This is a genomic window from Streptomyces sp. NPDC033177 (assembly GCF_055577715.1).
Map to the genome: position 1 here is coordinate 141,897 of NZ_JBVIPS010000011.1, position 20,455 is coordinate 162,351.

General features: G+C 70.8%; 14 protein-coding genes. 5 read left to right on the forward strand and 9 right to left on the reverse strand.

The features are described 5' to 3' along the window. The gene (locus ACZ5U5_RS33465; RefSeq protein WP_469029233.1) at positions 1-729 is read left to right on the forward strand and encodes a class I SAM-dependent methyltransferase; all 729 of its coding nucleotides are present in this window, start codon (positions 1-3) and stop codon (positions 727-729) included. On the opposite strand, the gene ACZ5U5_RS33470 is transcribed toward ACZ5U5_RS33465, so the two are convergent. Beyond that, a complete protein-coding gene (locus ACZ5U5_RS33470; RefSeq protein ID WP_469029237.1) occupies positions 713-1,255 on the reverse strand; it encodes a hypothetical protein in 543 nt (180 codons plus the stop codon). The two genes, ACZ5U5_RS33465 and ACZ5U5_RS33470, sit on opposite strands and share 17 nt — an antisense overlap. A 97-nt stretch (positions 1,256-1,352) precedes the next feature. Between ACZ5U5_RS33470 and ACZ5U5_RS33475 the strand changes: the two genes are divergently transcribed. Both ACZ5U5_RS33475 and ACZ5U5_RS33480 read left to right on the forward strand, forming a co-directional pair. Further along, positions 1,353-2,330, forward strand: coding sequence for a helix-turn-helix transcriptional regulator (locus ACZ5U5_RS33475; protein WP_469029239.1), 978 nt, complete (start codon positions 1,353-1,355; stop codon positions 2,328-2,330). A gap of 130 nt (positions 2,331-2,460) precedes the next feature. Beyond that, positions 2,461-3,372 carry a class I SAM-dependent methyltransferase gene (locus ACZ5U5_RS33480; protein ID WP_469029241.1) on the forward strand — a complete coding sequence of 304 codons (912 nt, stop codon included), beginning with the start codon at positions 2,461-2,463 and terminating at the stop codon, positions 3,370-3,372. On the opposite strand, the gene ACZ5U5_RS33485 is transcribed toward ACZ5U5_RS33480, so the two are convergent. Beyond that, a complete protein-coding gene (locus ACZ5U5_RS33485; RefSeq protein ID WP_469029244.1) occupies positions 3,362-4,792 on the reverse strand; it encodes a glycosyltransferase family 39 protein in 1,431 nt (476 codons plus the stop codon). The two genes, ACZ5U5_RS33480 and ACZ5U5_RS33485, sit on opposite strands and share 11 nt — an antisense overlap. Before the next feature lie 262 nt (positions 4,793-5,054). On the opposite strand from ACZ5U5_RS33485, the gene ACZ5U5_RS33490 reads away from it, so the two are divergent. Continuing rightward, on the forward strand, positions 5,055-8,744 hold the full coding sequence (locus ACZ5U5_RS33490) for an nSTAND1 domain-containing NTPase (RefSeq protein WP_469029246.1): 3,690 nt from the start codon (positions 5,055-5,057) through the stop codon (positions 8,742-8,744). A gap of 122 nt (positions 8,745-8,866) precedes the next feature. Here ACZ5U5_RS33490 and ACZ5U5_RS33495 read toward each other — a convergent pair whose 3' ends face one another. The 6 genes from ACZ5U5_RS33495 to ACZ5U5_RS33520 form a co-directional block, all read right to left on the reverse strand. Beyond that, a complete protein-coding gene (locus ACZ5U5_RS33495) occupies positions 8,867-9,658 on the reverse strand; it encodes an aldo/keto reductase (RefSeq protein WP_469029809.1) in 792 nt (263 codons plus the stop codon). Between the two features lie 200 nt (positions 9,659-9,858). Continuing rightward, on the reverse strand, positions 9,859-10,635 hold the full coding sequence (locus ACZ5U5_RS33500) for an ABC transporter ATP-binding protein (RefSeq protein ID WP_469029248.1): 777 nt from the start codon (positions 10,633-10,635) through the stop codon (positions 9,859-9,861). Further along, positions 10,632-13,403, reverse strand: coding sequence for an ABC transporter permease subunit (locus tag ACZ5U5_RS33505; protein WP_469029250.1), 2,772 nt, complete (start codon positions 13,401-13,403; stop codon positions 10,632-10,634). The genes ACZ5U5_RS33500 and ACZ5U5_RS33505 overlap by 4 nt, the downstream gene beginning before the upstream one ends. Before the next feature lie 30 nt (positions 13,404-13,433). Continuing rightward, on the reverse strand, positions 13,434-14,696 hold the full coding sequence (locus tag ACZ5U5_RS33510; RefSeq protein WP_469029253.1) for an ABC transporter substrate-binding protein: 1,263 nt from the start codon (positions 14,694-14,696) through the stop codon (positions 13,434-13,436). A 160-nt stretch (positions 14,697-14,856) separates the two neighbouring features. Further along, complete coding sequence (locus ACZ5U5_RS33515) at positions 14,857-16,680, reverse strand: AMP-dependent synthetase/ligase (RefSeq protein ID WP_469029256.1); 1,824 nt, start codon at positions 16,678-16,680, stop codon at positions 14,857-14,859. 204 nt (positions 16,681-16,884) lie between these two features. Next, on the reverse strand, positions 16,885-18,378 hold the full coding sequence (locus tag ACZ5U5_RS33520) for an MFS transporter (protein ID WP_469029259.1): 1,494 nt from the start codon (positions 18,376-18,378) through the stop codon (positions 16,885-16,887). Between the two features lie 120 nt (positions 18,379-18,498). On the opposite strand from ACZ5U5_RS33520, the gene ACZ5U5_RS33525 reads away from it, so the two are divergent. Beyond that, on the forward strand, positions 18,499-19,509 hold the full coding sequence (locus ACZ5U5_RS33525) for an Lrp/AsnC family transcriptional regulator (protein ID WP_469029261.1): 1,011 nt from the start codon (positions 18,499-18,501) through the stop codon (positions 19,507-19,509). A 3-nt stretch (positions 19,510-19,512) separates the two neighbouring features. Here ACZ5U5_RS33525 and ACZ5U5_RS33530 read toward each other — a convergent pair whose 3' ends face one another. Continuing rightward, complete coding sequence (locus ACZ5U5_RS33530) at positions 19,513-20,391, reverse strand: LysR substrate-binding domain-containing protein (RefSeq protein ID WP_469029263.1); 879 nt, start codon at positions 20,389-20,391, stop codon at positions 19,513-19,515. Between the last annotated feature and the right edge of the window lie 64 nt (positions 20,392-20,455).

A 20,455-nucleotide genomic window follows, 5' to 3' on the forward strand; every position in this document is an offset into this window, starting at 1 on the left:
ATGCTGGACTACGGCAAGGAAGCCGACCGCTACGACGCCTCGCGGGGCGGTGAGCCGCGCGCCGATGCCGCTGCCGCCGCCGTCCGTGGCCTGCTGCCGCCGGACGCCCGCACCCTCCTGGACGTCGCCTGCGGCACGGGCCTCGTCACCCGGAGCCTCGCCGGGGCGGGCCTGCGGGTGACCGGGGTCGACTCGGCGCACAACATGGCGCGCATGGCGTCGGGACGAATTCCGGGCGCCATCGTCCTGGGAGACAGTCGTCAACTCCCTTTCCCTGACGCCTCGTTCGATGCGGTGAGCGCGGTGTGGCTGCTCCATCTGCTCTCCGGCGCCGATGAGGCCGCGGCGGTCGTCGCCGAGTGCACCCGCGTGCTGCGGCCCGGCGGTGTGTTCGTCACGACCGTCGACAAGGCCGCCGCGCACGACGTGGGCAGCGACATCGACGCCGTCCTTGCCCCGCGCCCGGTGGGCCCCGCGGTCGACCGCGCCCAGGCGGTCGAGGCGTACGCGGCGGCACAGGGCCTGACCCCGGCCGGCGGGACCCGCTTCCGGGGCCACGGCCAGGGCCGCACCCCCCGCTCCACGATCGAGGACATCCGCCGGGGCTGGTTCACCCGCATCCCGCCCGACAGCCCCCTGGCCACCGAGCTCGCGAAGGGTCTCGCGTCCCTGCCGGACCAGGAGGCGCCGCGCCCCGACCCGAGATTCACGCTCACGTCGTTCCGGTGACGGCCTGCGTGGGTGCTGAGGTGGGGTGGTCTCCTGTGACGCGGTGGTCTCCTGTGGTGCCGTCGGGCAGAGTGTCCGCGATGTAGGCGTCGAGGTCGGGCAGCCGGGGCAGCTCGGGAGCGAGCAAGTGCCGTATCCAGGCGTCGCGTTCGTGAAGCAGCGGCGGCAACTCCCAGACGCAGCCGATCAGCGGCCGGTCCAGGAGCATGAAATGTGCCGGGTCCTGGTCGGGGCAGCCGAGCGCGGGCTGACCGGCGACGGCGACGCGGCAGTGCAGGACGTTGTCCCACACCCAGCTGTACGCGTTGAGGTAGGCCCCGCTGTCCCCGCCCCGGTGCAGCACGACGAACGTCGCGGGCGGCGTTCCGTCCGGCTCGGGAAGGAGCCGGGGCAGGATCTCGTACGCCGCCTTCTCGACGGCGGGATCGATGCCCGCCGGGTCGGCGGTGACGTGATAGCGCTTGACGCGGCGGCCCGCGACCTCGATGGGCGGCGGCGAGTGCAGCAGTTTCTCCTGGAAGGCCATGCCGGGCACGCTAGGCCGACTTCACTGACATCCTGTGTCAGTGAAGTCGTGTCAGTGAGTTCAGAGGATCCGCTGCCGCGGCTCGGATGGGATGGCCATGAAGGCGGACAGACTCGTCTCGATCATCCTGCTGCTGCAGACCAGGGGCCGGCTGACGGCTGCCCAGCTGGCCGACGAGCTGGAGGTGTCGGTCCGCACGGTCTACCGGGACGTCGAAGCGCTGCACACCGCGGGGATCCCGCTCTACGGGGACGCAGGCCACGCGGGCGGCTACCGGCTCCTGGACGGCTACCGCACCCGCCTCACCGGCCTGACCGCGCCGGAAGCGGGGGCGCTCTCCCTGGCGGGTGCGCCGGGCCCGGCCGCGGAGCTGGGCCTCGGCCCGGTCCTCGCCGCCGCCCAGCTCAAGGTGCGCGCCGCGCTCCCGGCGGAGCTGCGCCCGCACGCCGACCGGGTCGGCGCCCGCTTCCACCTGGACGCCCCGGGCTGGTACGCCTGCCCCGACGACGTACCCCACCTGACCGCGGTCGCCGCCGCGGTCTGGGACAGCCGGGTCCTGCACGTCCGCTACCGCCGCTGGCGGGCCCCCACGGAAGTGGAGCGCAGCCTGCGCCCGTACGGCCTGGTCCTGAAGGCGGGCCGCTGGTACGTGATAGCGGCGGCAACCGAGGCGGGCGAGCCGCGCACGTACAGAGTCGACCAGATACTCCAACTCACTGCCACTCACTCGCAGTTCGAGATCCCCTCGACCTTCGATCTGGCGGCGCACTGGACGTCGTACCAGGAGTCCTTCCACGCGCGGTTGCAGCAGGGCGAGGCGGTCGTACGCCTGGCGCCGCGCGCGGTGTCCCGCCTGACGGGCCCCGCGGCCCGCGCCGCTGAGGCGACGGGCCGGACCGAACCCGACGCTCCCGGCGGTGAGGGCTGGATCCGGGCGGTGCTGCCCATCGAGTCCGTGGACCACGCCCACGACGAGTTCCTCCGCCTGGGGGCGGACATCGAGGTGCTGGAGCCACCGGAACTGCGCGCGCGATTGGCGGCAACGGCTCGGAAGCTCCACTCCCGCTATTCCTGACCGGGCTGGCCCTCCGCCAGCCCTCCGTATTTGCCGAAACCGCAAGGTGAGTGGCCGGGAGTGGGACGGCGGCGCAGGCTGGAGACGGCTCGGACCCCAATCCATCGGACACGCGAAGGCGGCAGCAAAGATGGCCCACGACCACAAACACGGCCATGACCACAAGCACGGCCACGGCAGCGGCAACAAGCACGGTCACCACCACGAGGACATCGACTGGGCCACCATGGGCCCGATGCTGGAACGGAACGCGGAGCTCGCCGCCCCGCAGAACCGCGAGATCGCCGCGTGGCTGCGCACATGGCAGCCGGAGCCCGCCTTGATCGCGGACGTCGGCAGCGGCTCGGGGTCCATTTCCTTCCTCCTGGCGGAAATCTTCCCCAAGGCGGACGTCATCGCGGTGGACCCGGCGGATCCCCTCCTGGAGCGGGCGCGGGAGCGGGCGGCCAGGGAGAACCTGACGGACCGCTTCAGTACGTTGCGCGCGGAACTTCCCTACCAGATCAACGAGTTGCCACCCGCGGACCTCCTCTGGATCGGCAGGGCCCTGCACCACGTAGGAGACCAGGAGGGCGCACTGGCAGCCCTGGCGGACCGCCTCGCGCCGGGCGGTGCGATCGCCCTCCTGGAGGGCGGCCTTAACCAGCGCAGCCTGCCCCGCGACATCGGCTTCGGCCGTCCGGGCCTGCAGACCCGCTTCGACCTGGCGGACGACGAGTGGTTCACGCGGATGCGCGCTGACCTGCCGGGCGCGAAGGCGGTCACGGAGGACTGGCCCACGCTCCTCAAGGAGGCGGGCCTGCACCACGCGGGCACCCGCACTTTCCTCCTGGACCTGCCGGCCCCGGTCTCCGAGGCGGCCCGTGCCCAGATCATCTCCGAGCTCTCCCGCCGCCGGGACATGCACGAGGACACCCTCGCCCCCGACGACCTGACCACGGTCGACCGCCTCCTGGACGCAACCGACGAACAGAGCCTGCACCACAGGCCCGACGTGTTCCTGCTGTCGGCGCAGACGGTGCATGTGGGGGTCAAGGAATAGGCGGGCAGTGACCGGGGCGGGCGTACAGGGTGACGCGCCAGCCCCGGGCGCTCTCGGTGCCGCACTGCTCGAAGCGGTCCTTCAGGACGTCACGCTTCACGGTCTCCTGCTCGATCAGGTCTCCGGGATCACGCGAGGGGTCAGTGACGAAGACGATCCGGCGCTGCCCGAGCATCCGGGCGCGGATGACATCGGCGGGCGCCTCTGTGCCGTACAGGGTGTGTGAAGCGGCCGGACTCCGTTCGAGGGCGAGGTCGTCCAGCCCCGCGACAGCCTGCGGGTGCGGAAGAGACCAGACCCGGCGTCGCAGCGGCATGTACAGCACGGCGTCGCCCTCCCTGCTTACGTCTTGAATGGCCTGGGTGACGGCTTTCGTGTCGTCGAGACGGCTCTCCGGGGTATGCACATGCATGCTGACGGGCACCAGCGCGATCACGGCGCCGAAACCGGCCACCACGACGACGGCGCAGCGCGCACGTCCGCCGCGTGCGAACCGGTCGACGAGTGCGCCGACGAGCAACGCGAGCCCGGCCAGGCCGTACAGGACGTAGCGATCCATGTAGAGAGGCTTGACCGGTGCGATGAGCAGCAGCGTGAGAGTGGGGGCGACGAGCAGAGCCAGGGCTAGCCGACGCAACCCGATCGGCTGTCCCGCATTCCTCGGCTGTCTGCCCAGCAGCGCGGCACAGACAGCCCCGGCCACGCACATACCGGCGGCGCCCGCGTAGACGCCCAGGTCGATGTGCAGCCACCCCACCTGGTCTTTCTGCCGCTGGCTCAGCACGGCGAGCGGCGCAAGGCCCGTGACCACGACCGCCGCCGCAAGGGCGAATCGCCGACGTGCGGCCCTTGGCAACGCCAGTGCGTGCGCGGGCAGCGCGAACACCGCGAACTCGTGCAGCAGACACGTCACCAGCAGCAGGGCGGCGTACCAGCACCACAGGCGGCGTGCCCGACGCGGGGCGGCCGAGACCGCGCGTACCAGCATGTACGTAGCCCATACGACCATCGCGCAGACCATCGCGTACGAGCGCCCCTCCTGCGCGAATCGCTGGATCGACGGCACGAGCGCGAACGCGACTCCGGCCGGCAGACCCGTACACGGACCGGCCAGGTGGCGCCCGATCAGCGCCACACCGGCGGCGGCCGCACTCATGGCGAGGACGGACGGGACGCGCATGACGAGCAACGGGTCCGCCCCGCCGAACAGTTCGCACATGTGGAAGAGACCGAACGACAGCACGTAGTAGAGCCCGTGGACGGCGTCCGCGTTCCCCAGGGTGTGCCACAGGTCGGAGAACCCGCGGTTCGCCATGTCGTAGGTGACGGCTTCATCCCGCCACATGTGGCCGCCCCGGCGTACGCCCCAGAGGCCGAGAGCGAGGGCGAGCAGCGCACCTGGCAGGACGGCGGACAACAACCGAGCCCGGCCCCTGAGGCGAAGAGCACGTTCGGCATCGTGCGCGGATGTCCGCGACGGCGGCGGAGGAACGGGCTGTGTGGCGGTGGCGATGGCGGGCTCCCCGTGCGAGTGCGTCGGCTGTTCACGGGCCCAAGGGCGGGCGCGCAAAGCCGAGTTCAGCGGCGTGAGGATTGATGGGCAGCCCTGTTCCGCCGGGCCAATCAATTGCTAACGTGGTCCCGGATCTTGACCAGAGGGGGCTGGGAGGGGCTGGCGGGAAATGGGGCGTCGGGAAAAGCCACTGGAGCCGACGGCGGGCCCCGTGCAGCGCTTCGCGCACGAACTCCGCAAGCTCCGTGGTGACGCGGGTGGCCCCACGTACCGGGCGATGGCGCAGCGCGTGCCCTATTCGGCGCCGACGCTCTCCGCGGCGGCCGCGGGGGAACGGTTGCCGACGCTGCCCGTGCTGCTCGCCTATGTTTCCGCGTGCGACGGTGACCCGGAGGCATGGGAGCGACGCTGGTACGAGACGGTCGCCGAGGACGCCGAACGGGACGTGGACGAGGGCGAGTCCCCCTATCCGGGTCTCACCAGATTCGGCACCGACGACCAAGCCCGCTTCCACGGCCGCGGCGATCTCGTGGAGCAGTTGGTGCGGCTCGTTTCCCAGCGGCGCCTCACGGCGGTGATCGGCGCCTCCGGCAGCGGCAAGTCGTCGCTGTTGCGGGCCGGACTCATACCGGCGCTGCGGAAGTCCACCGGCGCATGGCGCCCCGCCGCGATCCGGGTCCTCACCCCGGGAGACCGGCCTGCCCGTAGGCATCAGAGCCTTCTGACGCCCACCGACCGTGACGGTGACACCCTTCTCGTGGTCGATCAGTTCGAGGAGGTCTTCTCGCTCTGTCACGACCCCGCGGAACGTATGCGGTTCCTGGACGGATTGCTGGAGGCGAGCGCTCCTGGCAGCCGCCTGCGGGCGCTGGTCGCCCTGCGGGCGGACTTCTACGGCCGCTGCGCGGAACACGGGGCGCTGGCCGACGCGATAGGAGACGCCAGCCTCTTGGTCGGCCCCATGTCGCCGGGCCGACTGCGTGAAGCCGTCGTCAGACCCGCGGCTGCCGAACGGCTGGTGGTGGAGAAATCGTTGACCGCCCGGATCGTGGCCGACGTGGCAGGGGAGCCAGGCGGTCTTCCGCTCATGGCGCACGCGCTGCGCGAAGTGTGGCGGCGGCGCAGCGGCAAGACGCTGACGGAGGCGGCCTACGAAGCGATCGGCGGTGTGAGAGGTGCCATCGCGCACACCGCGGAGAACGTCTTCGGGCAACTGACGGAGGCGCAGGCGGCGACGGCGCGCCGACTGCTCCTGAGACTGGTCGCACCGGGCAACGGCACGCAGGACACCCGCCGTCCCGTGGACCGTGCCGAACTGCCGCCCGACTGCGACGACGTGCTGGAACGACTGGTTGCCGCGCGGCTGCTCACCATCGACGGCTCGACGGTGGACCTCGCACATGAGGCCTTGATCAGCGCGTGGCCGAGACTGCGGGCGTGGGTGGATGCCGACCGGGACCGGCTGCGGCTGCACCGGGCACTGACCGAGGCGGCGGTGACGTGGGAGGACCTCGGGCGGGATCCGGGGGCGGTGTACCGGGGGACGCGCCTCCAGACGGCCCGGGAGATATTCGGTGAGCACCCCGCGGTGGGTGAACTCAGCTCGCTGGAAGCCGATTTCCTCAAGGCCGGCGTCGCAGCGCACGAGGCGGGAGCACGGGCCGCGGCCCGCGCGGCTCGGCGTACCCGCGCCCTGTTGTCCGGCCTTGCCGTGCTGCTCTGCCTCGCCGTGGTGGCGGGCGTCGCCGCCTGGCAGCAGAACCGGAACGGGGAGCGGCAGCGGGCGGAAGCTGAGGCGCGCCGAATCGTCGGCGTCGCGCAGACGCTGCGGCTCTCGGATCCGGAGACCGCGATGCGGCTGAGCCTGGCGGCTTGGCGGGTGGCGGACCTCCCGGAGACGCGAGAGGCGGTGCGTTCCGCGGGGGCCTGGCAGGAACAGGATGCGTTCTCCGATCCAGACGACGGCACCGCACCGAACGCGCCGTTCCAATTGAGCTCGGACGGCCGCACACTGACGGCCATCGACCGTGACCGCGTGGTGCGGTGGGACGTGAGCGGACAACGTCGTATCGGCACGTACAAGGTGCCGGGAGCCCACGAGAACGGCATGGGTGTCAGCGCCGACGGACGCCTGTTCGCCCGGCACAGCAAGCGTGGCGTACTCGTGTGGGACCTGCGCAGGGGCCGCGCCGCGGGCCCTCGCTTCGGTACGGGCGAGTGGCGGGACACGGACGGCTGGTTCGGCCCGAGCGGCCGGACGTTCATCCTTCGCACAGGGGTGCGTGACGGGGCCACGGTCCAGGTATGGGACGTACGAGGGCACAAGCTGCTCGACCAGGTCCGCGGCAGGGCCACGGACAGCCCGGCACCCGCGCTCAGTCCGGACGACCGACTGCTGGCGACCTGCTCGGAGACCGGCGCCCGTCTCTCTGTTCGCGACGTCGCGAAGGGACGAGAGCTTCGGAGCACTTGGCCGCGTGAGGTGGACGAGCAGGTGTGCGGTGCCCCGGAGCTGACGTTCACACCGGACAGTGAGGCACTGGCCTTCTCGACGGCTGACGGCGTCCGGACCTGGGAGCCGCGGACCGGCCGGGAACGTCCGCGGATCGATCTCCCTTCCGAGGGGAGCCTGGCTTTCGCCGAGGACGGCGCAACGGTGGCAGTCCTCGCCGGCGGGGAGATCACGCTGCGGCGGACAGAGACGCCCGGCAGGCCGCTGCTCCGCTACTCCGTGCGAGACCGTGCGGCCTCCGGCGTGCGGCTTGACGTGGCGAAGGGAGTGATCCGCTACCAGGCCAACGACGACGTCGTACGAACCCTCGACATCCGTGCGGCCCTGTCGGCGCGCCGGTCGGAGCAGCCCCTGGTTGCGGCACGCTTCAGCCCGGATGGGCGAACCCTCGCGACCGTCGAACGGCACGCCGACAAGGCGGAGTTCAGGCTGCGTGACACGCGGAACGGTGTCGTGTCACGGCCGTTGCCCGGTCCGCTGTGCGCGGACTGCGGGGAGCCGCCGTGGGCGTTCTCGCCGGACGGGCAGAACCTCGCATACGCCTTCGTGGGGGAGAGGGACACCGTCGTCCGGCAGTGGGACATCGGGCGGGGCAGGGAGTCGGCCCGCGCGACGGTGCCGTTGTCGGTCGAGGGTCTCGTGGTTCCGGCGAACGGCGGGGGAGTGGTCGCTGTGGGCACGCCGTCGGGTGCGCGGGACAACGACAACTGGGAGATCGAGGTCTGGAAGGTCGGCGGAGACACCCGCAGGAAGGTGCTGAGCAGGCCGACCGGCGGACTCTCGGGGACGCTGTCTCCCGACGGGCGCTCCGTGCTCACCTGGGACGGTGTACTGACCGACCTCGCGACGGGGCGGTCCACACGGGCGGTGACCGGCGAGGACCTGTTGGATGCCGCCGCCTACAGTCCTGACGGCCGCTACCTCGCCGTGGCCGACGAGGACGGCAGACTCACGCTGTGGGACGCCCGTGGCATTCGCGTACTCGGCGTACTCTCCGCGGGCTCGTACGACTGGGCAGATGACGACGAGCCACTCGTCTCGGCCCTGACCTTCTCCGAGGACGGCCGCTACTTCGCTGCGGGCGGGGCGGACGGTGCCATACGCGTGTGGGAGACCGACACCCCGCGCCTCGCGGGCACCGAGTACCCCGGCATCGACGGACCCGTCCTGGCACTCGGCTTCGCGGGGGACGAGCTCCGGGTGGCGACCGCGCACATTCCCGCTCGCTCGATACAGCTTGCGGCGGACCGCGCCGCGGACATCGTGTGTGACCGCGCCCGGGGCGGCCTCAGTAAGGCGCAGTGGCGTACGTACCTGCCAACTACCAAGTATGAGGACACCTGTTGAGGGGTAGTCGACCCGGTCGTTCGTCGCGCCCGCGGACGCTGGGACGACCACGGGGCGCCCTCGCCCGGCGTGGACCGGACGGGGACGCCCCAGAGTGACTTCGCCGCAGCGCGGTCGCAGCCTCAGGCCACGTCGAACGACGCCGGGTCCGGGCCCAGGCGGCGGTCCTCGTTCAAGGCGCTGATCGCCGCCATGTCCTCGGGGTCCAGTTCGAAGTCGAAGACGTCGATGTTCTCCTTGATCCGGGACGGGGTCACGGACTTGGGGATCACTACGTTGCCCAACTGGATGTGCCAGCGCAGGACGACCTGGGCCGGTGTGCGGCCGTGCTTCTGGGCGATGGCGATGATCGCCGGGACCTCGAGGAGGCCCTTGCCCTGGCCGAGCGGGGACCAGGCCTCCGTGGCGATGCCCTGTTCCGCGTGGAACTCGCGGAGGGCGTGCTGCTGGAGGTGCGGGTGGAGCTCGATCTGGTTGACCGCCGGGACGACGGACGTCTCGGCGAGAAGCTTCTCCAGGTGCTCGGGCAGGAAGTTCGAGACGCCGATGGACTTCGCGCGGCCGTCGGCCTGGATCTTCTCGAAGGCCTTGTACGTGTCCACGGCGAGGCCCTTGGAGGGCAGCGGCCAGTGGATCAGGTACAGGTCCACGTAATCGAGGCCGAGCTTCTCCAGGGACGTGTCGAAGGCCCGCAGCGTGGAGTCGTATCCCTGGTCGGTGTTCCAGAGCTTCGTCGTGACGAAGAGCTCCTCGCGGGCGATGCCCGAAGCGGCGATGGCCTTGCCGGTGCCCTCTTCGTTGCCGTAGACGGCAGCGGTGTCGATGCTGCGGTACCCGGCCTCCAGCGCCGTCGCGACGGCCGCCTGGGCCTCGTCGTCCGGGACCTGCCAGACGCCGAAACCGAGCTGCGGCATCTCGACGCCGTTGTTCAGGATGATCGGGGGGACCTTGCTCACGAGCTCTCGATCCTTAAGTCGTCGGGTGGTACTCCCATGGTCAACGATCACGTGCGGTGCCGCATTCCTTGACCACTCCCATAGGCACGACTCTATTGCACATCTTTGAACGCGGAATACTTATGTGAACGACTGGTAAATGCTCGGATGCCCTGTGGCTAAGTCGCCGTCGTGCCCAGATATGCGTCCCTTACCCGGGGGTCCGCGCGTACCTCGGCCGCCGTGCCCTCGGCCAGGACATGGCCCAAGTCGAGGACGACCACGCGGGCGCAGAGCTCCATCACGAAGGCGACGTTGTGCTCCACGAGGAGCACGGCGCAGTTCTCCTCGTCCGCGAGGTGCCGGATGACCGCCGACAGCTGGGCGCGTTCGTCGGCCGTCATGCCGGAGGCGGGCTCGTCCAGGAGCAGCACCCTGGGCGGGTCCGCCACCGCGCGTGCCAGTTCCACCATGCGGGCCCGGCCGACGGGCAGCGCGCCCGCGTAGTGGTCCGACAGGGCCTCAAGTCCGCACTCCCGAAGGACAGTTGAGGTGCGCGCGCGTCGTTCGTTCTCGTGCCTGCGGCGGGTGGGCGCCGCCAGCAGATCCGCGGCGAACCCACCACCGCCCCCGCGCCACTCCTGCGCGACCAGGAGATTGTCACCGACCGTGAGCTGCCCGAAGAGCTGCTGGCGCTGGAAGGTGCGGCGCATGCCGTGGCGGGCGCGCCAGACGGGGGAGCGGCGGGTGACGTCGGCACCGTCGAGCAGGACGCGCCCCTGGTCGGGGCGGCGGATGCCGGAGACGACGTCGAACAGGGTGGTCTTGCCTGCTCCGTTGGGGCCGATGAGGCCGCAGACCTCGCCGGGGAGAAGGCTCAGGTCCACGTCGGTGAGGGCGTGGATGCCGCCGAAGCGGACGCCGATTCCGGCAGCTTCGAGTACGCGCTCGCTCATGGCCTGCCCACTCCTTCGGTGCGGTCCCGCGCGGCTATGCCCAGATAGGCCTCGGTCAGCTGGTCCGCCCGTACCTCGGAGCGCGGGCCGCACCAGGAGACCCGGCCCTGTGCGAGATAGGCGACGGTGTCGGCGACGCCGAGGATCTCGGCCGCCTTCTCCTCGACGAGGAGCAACCCCGTACCGGAGTCCCGGAGTTCGGCGAGCAGCCGGAAGACTTCCTCGACGACGCGGGGGGCGAGGCCGAGGGACGGCTCGTCCGCGATCAGCACCTTGGGCGGGTGCTGGAGGAGGGGCGCGAGGGCGAGCATCTGCTGTTCTCCTCCGGAGAGGGATCCCGCGGTGACCTTCCGCCGTGCGGCGAGGCCGGGGAAGCGGTCGTAGACGGCGTCGCGTGCGTGCCCCTCCTTCAGGTGCAGGGTGAGGTTCTCTTCGATGGTGAGGGCGGGGAAGATGCCGCGGCCCTCGGGGGCGAGGACGACTCCCGCACGGGAGCGGTGGATGGGGCCGGTGCGGGTGGCGTCCGCCCCGGCGACGTGGATCTCGCCCCTGGTGGGGGCGAGGAGTCCGGCGGCGGCCTTGCACGTCGTGGACTTGCCCGCGCCATTGGGTCCTAGGAGGGCGACGATCTCGCCGGGGTGGACGGTGAGGGTCACTCCGTGGAGGACGGGGGTGCCGTCGTATCCGGCGTGGATGTCGTGGAGGGCGAGGGAAGGCGGGTTTCCTTCCCCAAGCCCGCCCCTTCCCGAAACCGGCTCCGCCGCCGCGGGTGACCGCCGATCGTCGGCCCCGCCGACGGGCAGACGTGCATCACCGGCTCCGCCGCGCTCGTCCTCAAACGCCGGACGGGCTGAAGCCTTCGCCACCCGCTGCCGATGCACCCGCACGGACACCGCCGCGCAGTACCCGTCCGGATCATTGGCCAAAGCCAACCCCGCCAACCCGAACAGGATCACCGGCAGCTGCACCGACTCCGTCACGTAGTCGGCGATCAGGTGCGGCATGATCGCGAAGACCAGCCCCGCCACCACCGCGAACTGCGGCCTCCGCACTCCCGCGGCCACCACCACCGCCAGCCACACGAGGCCCGTCATCGCGGTGAAGTCCGTGGCAGTGATGCGGGTGTTGTACGACGCGTACATCACGCCACCGAAACCGGCGAGCCCGGCCGACAGCGTGAACAGGAGCAGCTTCGTCCGGACCACCGAGACCCCGGAGGCCATCGCCGCCGCGGGAGCGGACCGCACCGCCAGCATGGCCCGCCCCGTCGCCGACCCCCGCAGCGCGCTGAGCGCGGCCACGGCCACCGCGACGAGGACGACCATCGCCACGCCCATCGCCCGGTCATCGCTCAGATCGACGGGGCCGAAGACGGCACGCGGGATCTCCCACCCGGTGTCGCCATTCCTCAACCACCCCATCTGGAAGAGGACTTGGTCGGCGAGGAAGGCCAGCGCGAGCGTGGCGAGCGCCAGTGACCGGCCGCCGAGGCGCAGCGCGGGCAGCGCGACGAGGGCGCCGAGCACGGCCGCACCGCACGTCCCCACGAGAGCCGCGGCGATGAACGGCCACCCATGGCTCATCAGCAGTCCCGCCACGAGCGCCGCGCCCGTCACGAATGTCGCCTGGGCCAGGGACACCATCGCGCCGAGGCCCGTCACCACGGTGAAGGAGACGAAGACCAGGGAGATCGCCAGGCCCTGAGCGAGGATCCCGCTCCAGAAGGGGGTGGTGACCGTGTAGAAGGAGAGCGCGAGCAGTACGCCCCCGGCGGCCCACGGCCCCCAGCGCCGCATCCACGACTTCCCCGCGAGATAGTCGATCGGCGGCGCGTCCACCGCCGCCGTGCCCGCCGTCCGCTGCCGCCGTGCCATGAGGAGCAGCCCGGCGAAGAGGATCAGGAAGGGGACCGCCGTGCGGAAACCGGTGATCTTCTCCGCGAAATCCGCGTACCCGGCCACCAGGTTCTGCAGGACACCCAGGCCGAGCCCGCCCGCGAAGGCCAGCGGGATCGACATGAAGCGCCCGAGCACGGCGGCCGTGGCCGACACGAACAGGAAGAGGGTGAAGTCGTGCGAGGAAAGGCCGAGCAGCGGTGTCGCGAGGACGCCCGCCAGGCCCGCGAGCCCCGACGACAGCATCCACGCCACCGAGGAGAGCCGGTCCGCGCTCATGCCCCGCAGCTCCACCAGCGAGCGGTTGTCCACCGCGGCCCGCAGCCGGAGCCCCAGCGGTGTGTGCCGCATCAGGACCCACAGGCCGATCGCGACGACGGCCGTCGCCACCCAGGTGATCAGCTGGTCGGAGTCGATGCCGACGCCGTCCATGAGCTGCCAGTTCTTGGCGGGGCTGGGCCCCACGCCCGGCAGACCGAACTGGTTCTCGGCCGGCTTGACGGACGCCCCCGCGTCCTCCAAGAGCTCCACCACCCACAGGCCGAGCGCGGGCAGCGCGACGAGCAGGCCGATCGTCGCCACGATCTGCGCGGTCTCGCCCACCCTCGCCAGTTTCCGGAACATGAGCCGGTCGAGTCCCCAGCCGAGCGCGGGCGCCACGACGCAGACGAGGAGCAGGGCCGTCGGCAGGGCGGGCCAGCCGAAGCCGGAGTGGAGTTCGTAGAAGGCGAGCGCGCAGAGGTAGGCGGTCGCGCCGTGCGCGAAGTTGAAGAGCCCGGAGGCGGAGTAGGACAGGACGAGGCCCGTCGCGAGCAGCGCGTACAGGGCGCCGGAGACGAGACCGCTCAGCACGAATCCCAGCAGATCAGACATGGGTGCCGTCCCCTTCTGATGGAAAATCCGCTACTTGAAGGGGATGGGTTCGTAGCACTTGAAGGGCGCGGACACCGAGTACTTCCCGCCCTTCAGCTGCACGAGGGCGCCACAGCCGAACGACTCCTTCTGCCCCTTGGGCAGACTGCGGTCGCCGACCATCGTGTCCTGGTCGGAGAATCCGTTCGCCGCCTGCTGGAAGGAGTCGGTGGTCAGGTCCTTGCCGGCCTTCTCGGCGATGGCGAGGAAGAGGTCGGCCGACATGTAGCCGGTCATCATGTGCATGTTGAGCGGCACGTCCTCGCCCGCGGTCTTCCTGATGTCCGCCTTGAACTGCTTCATCGCCGCCGTGTTCTGCTCGAACGGCTGGAAGGCGAGCAGGATGTGCACGCCGTCGAGTGCCTTCCTCGTCGCGCTCTTGGCGAGGAGGCCGGGGTCGTAGTCGGTCGGGTCGGTGATCACGCCCTTGAAGCCGGAGCGCTTGACCGCCGTGAACAGGCCGATGTTGTACGGGGTCTGCATCACGGAGACGACCACGTCCGGCGCCTTGCCGCCGTCCGAGCGCAGGATCTCCTTGGTGTACGCCGACCAGTCGCTCGGCACGGAGGTCGCGGGCACGGTCGACTTGGCGTACGTCACCTTGTAACCGGCCGCCGCGAAGCTCTGCTTGTAGGTGCGGATGGCGAAGGTGCCCGCGTCGTTGTCGTTGGCGAGGATGGCCACGGACCTGCCCTTCGAGCCGTCCGTCACCTTCTTCAGGCCCTCGGGCCAGCTCTGGGTGATGGTGCCACCCGGCATCGGGACCATGCAGCCGCCGTAGCCGTACATGTAACTCGGCCCGCAGAAGGGCGGGATGGTGCCCCAGCCGAAGGTCGGCACCTTCTGCTTCTGGAGGAAGTCGGCACCGGAGAAGGTCACCGAGCTCATCGGTGAGATCGCGAACACCTTGTCCTGCTGGACGAGTTTGCGCGCCGCCGCGAGGTTCTTGCCCGGGTCCTGGCCGTCGTCCTCGGCGCCCAGGTAGTCGATCTTCCGTCCGTGCACGCCGCCTTCGGCGTTCACGCGGTCGAAGCGGGCCTTGGCGCCGAGGTCGGTGTCCTTCTTGCTGTAACCGCTCGCGGTCGTCATGGAGACGATGCCGCCGACCTTGATGGAGTCGGCGCTCACGCCGCGTACGGAGCCGCCTGTCTTGTCGCCACCGCTCGAATCACTGCTGTTGGAGGCGGAGTTGCAGGCAGTGGCGAGCAGCAGTGCGGCCACGGTGGCGGTGATGGTGCGGATCGATCGCGACACGAGTCGAGCCCCCTCCGTCGAAGTGGGGCTGATTCTGTGCGGGACCTGATGAACCGTCAATAACCACCGCGGCATTAAATGATGGCCCGTCAGATGCAGAGTTTCGGGTGGATGGGCGGGAAAGATCCGCCGCGAAGCGGCGGCCTTGAAGCAGCGCAAGTCAAGCGCGGTAAAGGGCCTCGACCTCAGCCGTGTATGCAGTCTCGATCGCCTTGCGCTTGAGCTTCAGCGAGGGCGTGAGCAGCCCGTGCTCCTCGGTGAACTGGTGGGCCAGTATCCGGAACGTACGGATCGACTCGGCCTGGGAGACGAGGGTGTTGGCGGCCACCACGGCGCGGCGCACCTCGGTCTCCAGGTCCGGGTCGCGCACCAGGTCGGTCGGGGACATCGGCGGCTTGCGGCGCATGTTCAGCCAGTGCTCGACGGCCTCGCCGTCCAGCGTGACGAGCGCCGCGATGTACGGGCGGTCGTTGCCGACGACGATGCACTGCGCGACCAGCGGATGGTCGCGCACCCGCTCCTCCAGCTGCCCCGGCGAGACGCTCTTGCCGCCGGACGTCACCAGGATCTCCTTCTTGCGCCCGGTGATCGTGAGGTAGCCGTCCTCGTCAAGGGCGCCCAGGTCGCCGGTGGCGAGCCAGCCGTCGTGCAGGGTCGCGTCGGTGGCCTTGGGGTCGTTGAGATAGCCCTGGAAGACGTTGTCGCCGTTCAGCCAGACCTCGCCGTCCTCCGCGATGTAGACGGTGGTGCCGGGGATGGCCTGACCGACCGTGCCGTAGCGGGTGCGCTCGGGAGGGTTGGCGGTGGCGGCGGCGGTCGACTCGGTCAGGCCGTAGCCCTCGTAGATCTCGACGCCCGCGCCCGCGAAGAACAGGCCGAGGCGCCGGTCCATCCCGGAGCCGCCCGACATCGCGTGCCGGACGCGACCGCCCATCGCGTCGCGCACCTTGGCGTAGACGAGCTTCTCGAAGAGCGAGTGCTGCATGCGCAGGGCTGCCGAGGGGCCTGGACCGGTGCCGAACGCCCTGGCCTCCATCGCGTCGGCGTACCGCACGGCGCACTCCACGGCCTTGTCGAAGGGACCGGTCTTGCCGTCCTTCTCGGCCTTGCGCCGTGCCGCGTTGAAGACCTTCTCGAAGATGTACGGCACGGCCAGGATGAACGACGGGCGGAACGCGGCCAGGTCAGGGATGAGCGCCGCCGCGTTCAGGCTCGGCTGATGGCCCAGCTTGACCCCGCCGCGGACCGCCGCGACCTGCACCATGCGCCCGAAGACGTGCGCGAGCGGCAGGAAGAGCAGCGTTGTCGCCTCGTCGCCGCGCCGGGAGTGGAATACCGGCTCCCAGCGCTGGATGACCGTGTCCGCCTCGAACATGAAGTTCGCGTGGGAGATCAGACAGCCCTTGGGGCGGCCCGTGGTGCCCGAGGTGTAGATGATCGTGGCGATCGAGTCGGGGGTGACGGCACGGCGGTGGCGGTTGACCACCTCGTCGTCGACGTCCTGGCCCGCCCGGTACAGCTCCTCCACGGCGTCGGCGTCCAGCTGCCACAGCCTGCGGAGCTGCGGCAGCCGGTCGATCACCGAGCCGATCGTCATCGCATGGTCCTCGTGCTCGACCATGGCGGCCGACACCTGCGCGTCGTGCAGCATCCAGAAGACCTGCTCGGCGGAGGACGTGGGGTAGACCGGCACCACCTGGGCGCCGACCGACCAGAGCGCGTAGTCGAAGAGCGTCCACTCATAGCGGGTGCGGCACATGATGGCGACCCGGTCACCGAAGCGCACGCCCTGGGCGAGCAGCCCCTTGGCGAGCGACATCACCTGGTCGCGGAACTCCGCCGACGTGACGTCACGCCACTCGCCGTCGGTCTTGCGGCCGAAGGCGACGTGGAGCGGATCCTCAAGGGCATGGTCGAACACGACGTCGGCAAGGCCGCCCACCGGCGGCGCCGACGCCATCGGAGGGTTCGTGAACTCGCGCAATGATGCTCCTTGTGGCGCTCCGCACAGCGCCGGTGACGGTACCCCACAGCGCAGCCCGGCGGGAGAGGGTCGACCGACCCGTCGGTACGTACCATTCACGCTGGTCACACGGGTAAATCCGGCCACAAGGGGAGAGGCGGGACAGAATACTTACGGTTGAGTAAGTTTCGGTGGCGTAATCTCCACCGAATCTGTACGCAGCGGTTACGGCTGTGGCTGCGCCGCGGTGACTTGCTCGGCGGCTGCCGGAATTTTCGCTTCCGGCGCCGAGCGCGCGGACCGCACCATGACGAGAACCGCCGCGCCCGCCGCCAGACCCACCACGCCCGCGACGATCGCGGCCGCGTTCAGGCCGGAGGCGAACGCCGACCGCACGGCGTGCTCGGAGAACGTGCCGCCCACCGCCGACGCGCCGCCGCCCGCGACGGTGTGCGCCGCGTCGTGGCCGAGCGAGTCCTGCATCCGCGAGGTCAGCACGGTGCCGAAGACGGCCACGCCGACCGCGTACCCGAGCTGGCGGAACGTGTTGACCGCGCCGCCCGCCATCCCCGCGTTCGCTGGCGGCACCGCCGCCAGGGCCGCGCCTCCCAGGGCGGGCGAGACCAGGCCGGTGCCGACACCCGCGAGCGTCAGCCCGGGGATGAGCGCGCCCCAGGACGACCCGGCGTCGAGAACCGCCAGGGCGAGTCCGCCGCCCCCGATCAGAAGCAGGCCCACGCCGATGGTCAGGCGTGCGGGCACCCCGTGCAGCAGCCTCCCGCCGATCGCGGCCACGACGAACGAGGTCGCGGCGAGCGGCAGCATGACGAGGCTGCCGGTCACCGGGCTCATGCCGAGCACGGTCTGCAGCCAGATCGAGAGGTAGGGCATCAGGCCGAACGCCGCCGCGTTGTAGCCGATCGCGCCGACCAGGACGCCCGTGAACGCCGGCACGCGCAGCAGCCGCAGGTCGATCAGCGGGTGCGCCACCCGGCGTTCGACGGCCACGAACGCGACGAGCGCGAGCAGCGAGACCGCGAGGGTCGCCATGGTGGGCCCGGACGTCCAGCCCTCCGACCCGGCCCGCACCACCCCGTACGTCAGCGCGCCCGCGAACAGCGCGAACGTCACCGTGCCCGCCCAGTCGACCCGGCGGCCCGCCTGGCCCTTGGACTCCGGCACCACGCGCAGCGTCAGCCACATCGAGGCGACGCTCACCGGCAGGTTCACGAAGAAGATCCACCGCCAGCCGGGCCCCTCGGTGAGCAGTCCGCCGACGATCGGCCCGAGCGCCGCCGCGGCCCCGCTGACCGCGCCCCAGACGCCGAGCGCCACCGACCGGTCCCGCCCCTGGTAGGCGGCCCCGAGCAGCGGCAGCGTCGTCGCGAACATCGCGGCCGCCCCCAGGCCCTGCCAGGCGCGGGCGGCCACCAGGACCTCCGCGTTCGTGGCGAGCCCGCAACCCAGCGAGGCGAGCGCGAAGAGCGCGGTGCCCACCACGTTGAGCCGCCGCCGGCCGAGCACGTCCGCCGCGGCTCCGACCCCGAGCAGCAGCGCGGCCAGCGCGAGGGCGTAACCGTCGATCACCCATTGCAGATCACTCAGCGAGGCATCGAGCGCTCTCGCCATGTCGGGCAGTGCCACGACCACGATGGTCACGTCCAGCAGCAGCATGAACGTCCCCAGGCATACCGCTGTGAGCGGCCCCCATGTACGCATTCTCAGTTCTCCTCGTGCGACGTGTACGACGTGTACGCCACGTGTGTGTTGCTCGTACGATGGAGGCAGACCGGACGATCCCGGTCATCAGCCGTTCGAGATCGAAGGAATCCGACACCGATGGTCAGTGCTGCGACGGAATCCGCCACCCAGGACGCGCCGGACCCGTTGGACGTCAAGCTTCTCCAGGCCCTGGAGCTCGACGGGCGTGCGCCGTTCAGCAAGATCGCCGCCGTCCTCGGCGTCTCCGACCAGACCGTCGCCCGCCGCTACCGCAGGCTCGTCGCCGCCGGTGGCCTGCGGGTCGTCGCCGTACGGGATCACGAGCGGCTCGGCCAGGGCCAGTGGATGCTGCGACTGCGCTGCGCCCCCGACGGCGCCGAGGCCATCGCCGCCGCGCTGGCCCGCCGCCGCGACACCTCCTGGATCGGCCTGACGTCCGGCGGCACCGAGGTCGTCTGCTGCACCCGTCCCCGCACCCGCACCGACCAGGACGAACTGCTGCTCGGCAAACTCCCGCGCACCCCGCACATCGTCGACATCCGCGCGCAGCAGATGCTGCACCGTTTCTTCGGCGGCCCGGACGGCTGGCTCATCAAGCATGGGCCGCTCAGCGAGGAGCAGGTCGCCGAGTTGCGTCCCGCGAAGCCCGTGCCGACCGTCCGCGCGGAGGGACCCCTGCGGATCGAGCCGGAGGACGAACCGCTGGTCGCGGTACTCGAGCGGGACGGCCGCGCGACCTACCCCGAACTCCAGGAGGCCACCGGGCGTTCGGAGTCGGCGGTCAAACGCCGCCTCGCCGGGCTCCTCGCGTCCGGCGTGATCTACATCGACATCGAATACGCCGATTCCCTCATCGGTGTCCACGTCGGGGCGATGCTCTGGATCACCACGGCGCCCTGGGCCATGGACTCGGTCGGCAAGGCGCTTGCCTCCCACGCAGAGATCGCCCACGCCACCGCCGTGGCCGGGCCCTCCAACCTCATGGCGACGGCCGTGACCCGGGACATTCCGGCGCTCTATGCCTACCTGAGCAGGAAACTGGGGCAGCTCGACGGTGTCCAGCATGTCGAGACGGCGCCGTTCATGCGCCGCGTCAAGCAGCTCACGTACCGGCCCTATCCCCGCTGACCGTCACTGTCCCCGCTGTCGCCGCCGATGCAGCCGGTCGCCGCCCGTGAGGATCGATGCCGCGAGCGCGTCGGCCGCGCCCTGCGCCGAGGCCCGCCGCTCCCCGTGCAGGAGTACGAAGTCGACCGGGCCCAGTTCCGGAAGACCCGCCCGCTCCGGGATCCGGACCAGGCCGGGCGGGATCAGGCCGTGGGAGTGCGCCATCACGCCGAGCCCCGCGCGGGCCGCGGCGATCAGGCCGTTCAGGCTGCCGCTCGTGCAGGCGATCCGCCAGGCGCGGCCGCGCCGCTCCAGGGCTTCCAGGGCGAGGGCGCGGCTGATGCCCGGCGGCGGGTACACGATGAGCGGCACCGGTTTGTCGGGGTCGAGCCGCAGCCGCTCGGCACCGATCCACACCAGCTCGTCGTGCCAGACCAGTTCGCCGCGCGGATCTTCCGGGCGCCGTTTGGCCAGGACCAGGTCGAGCTTGCCCGCGTCGAGGCTCTCGTGCAGCGTGCCGGACAGTTCGACCGTCAGCTCCAGGTCGACGTCAGGGTGGTCGTGCCGGAACGACTCCAGGATGTCCGTGAGCCGGGTCAGGACGAAGTCCTCCGAAGCGCCGAACCGCAGCCGCCCGCCGAGCCGCGTACCCGTGAAGAACGCCGTCGCCTGGTCATGCACCTCAAGGATCCGCCGCGCGAAGCCGAGCATGGCCTCGCCCTCCTCGGTCAGCTCCACGGAGTGCGTGTCGCGCGCGAAGAGCTGGCGTCCGGTGGCGTCCTCCAGACGGCGCACGTGCTGGCTCACCGTGGACTGGCGAAGCCCCAGGCGCCGGGCGGCCTGCGTGAAGCTCAGCGTCTGGGCCACCGCGAGGAACGTACGGAGCTGAGCGGGGTCGTACATGGTCACGAGGTTATCGCGGAACGTGATGACAGTCAGAGCGGTATCCGGGATTCCCGATCGCGGT

Coding starts and splice junctions, on each gene's coding strand:
- ACZ5U5_RS33465 (WP_469029233.1), top strand. CDS start 1: ATGCTGGACTACGGCAAGGAAGCCGACCGCTACGACGCCTCGCGGGGC.
- ACZ5U5_RS33470 (WP_469029237.1), bottom strand. CDS start 1,255: ATGGCCTTCCAGGAGAAACTGCTGCACTCGCCGCCGCCCATCGAGGTC.
- ACZ5U5_RS33475 (WP_469029239.1), top strand. CDS start 1,353: ATGAAGGCGGACAGACTCGTCTCGATCATCCTGCTGCTGCAGACCAGG.
- ACZ5U5_RS33480 (WP_469029241.1), top strand. CDS start 2,461: ATGGCCCACGACCACAAACACGGCCATGACCACAAGCACGGCCACGGC.
- ACZ5U5_RS33490 (WP_469029246.1), top strand. CDS start 5,055: ATGGGGCGTCGGGAAAAGCCACTGGAGCCGACGGCGGGCCCCGTGCAG.
- ACZ5U5_RS33495 (WP_469029809.1), bottom strand. CDS start 9,658: ATGCCGCAGCTCGGTTTCGGCGTCTGGCAGGTCCCGGACGACGAGGCC.
- ACZ5U5_RS33500 (WP_469029248.1), bottom strand. CDS start 10,635: ATGAGCGAGCGCGTACTCGAAGCTGCCGGAATCGGCGTCCGCTTCGGC.
- ACZ5U5_RS33505 (WP_469029250.1), bottom strand. CDS start 13,403: ATGTCTGATCTGCTGGGATTCGTGCTGAGCGGTCTCGTCTCCGGCGCC.
- ACZ5U5_RS33520 (WP_469029259.1), bottom strand. CDS start 18,378: ATGCGTACATGGGGGCCGCTCACAGCGGTATGCCTGGGGACGTTCATG.
- ACZ5U5_RS33525 (WP_469029261.1), top strand. CDS start 18,499: ATGGTCAGTGCTGCGACGGAATCCGCCACCCAGGACGCGCCGGACCCG.
- ACZ5U5_RS33530 (WP_469029263.1), bottom strand. CDS start 20,391: ATGTACGACCCCGCTCAGCTCCGTACGTTCCTCGCGGTGGCCCAGACG.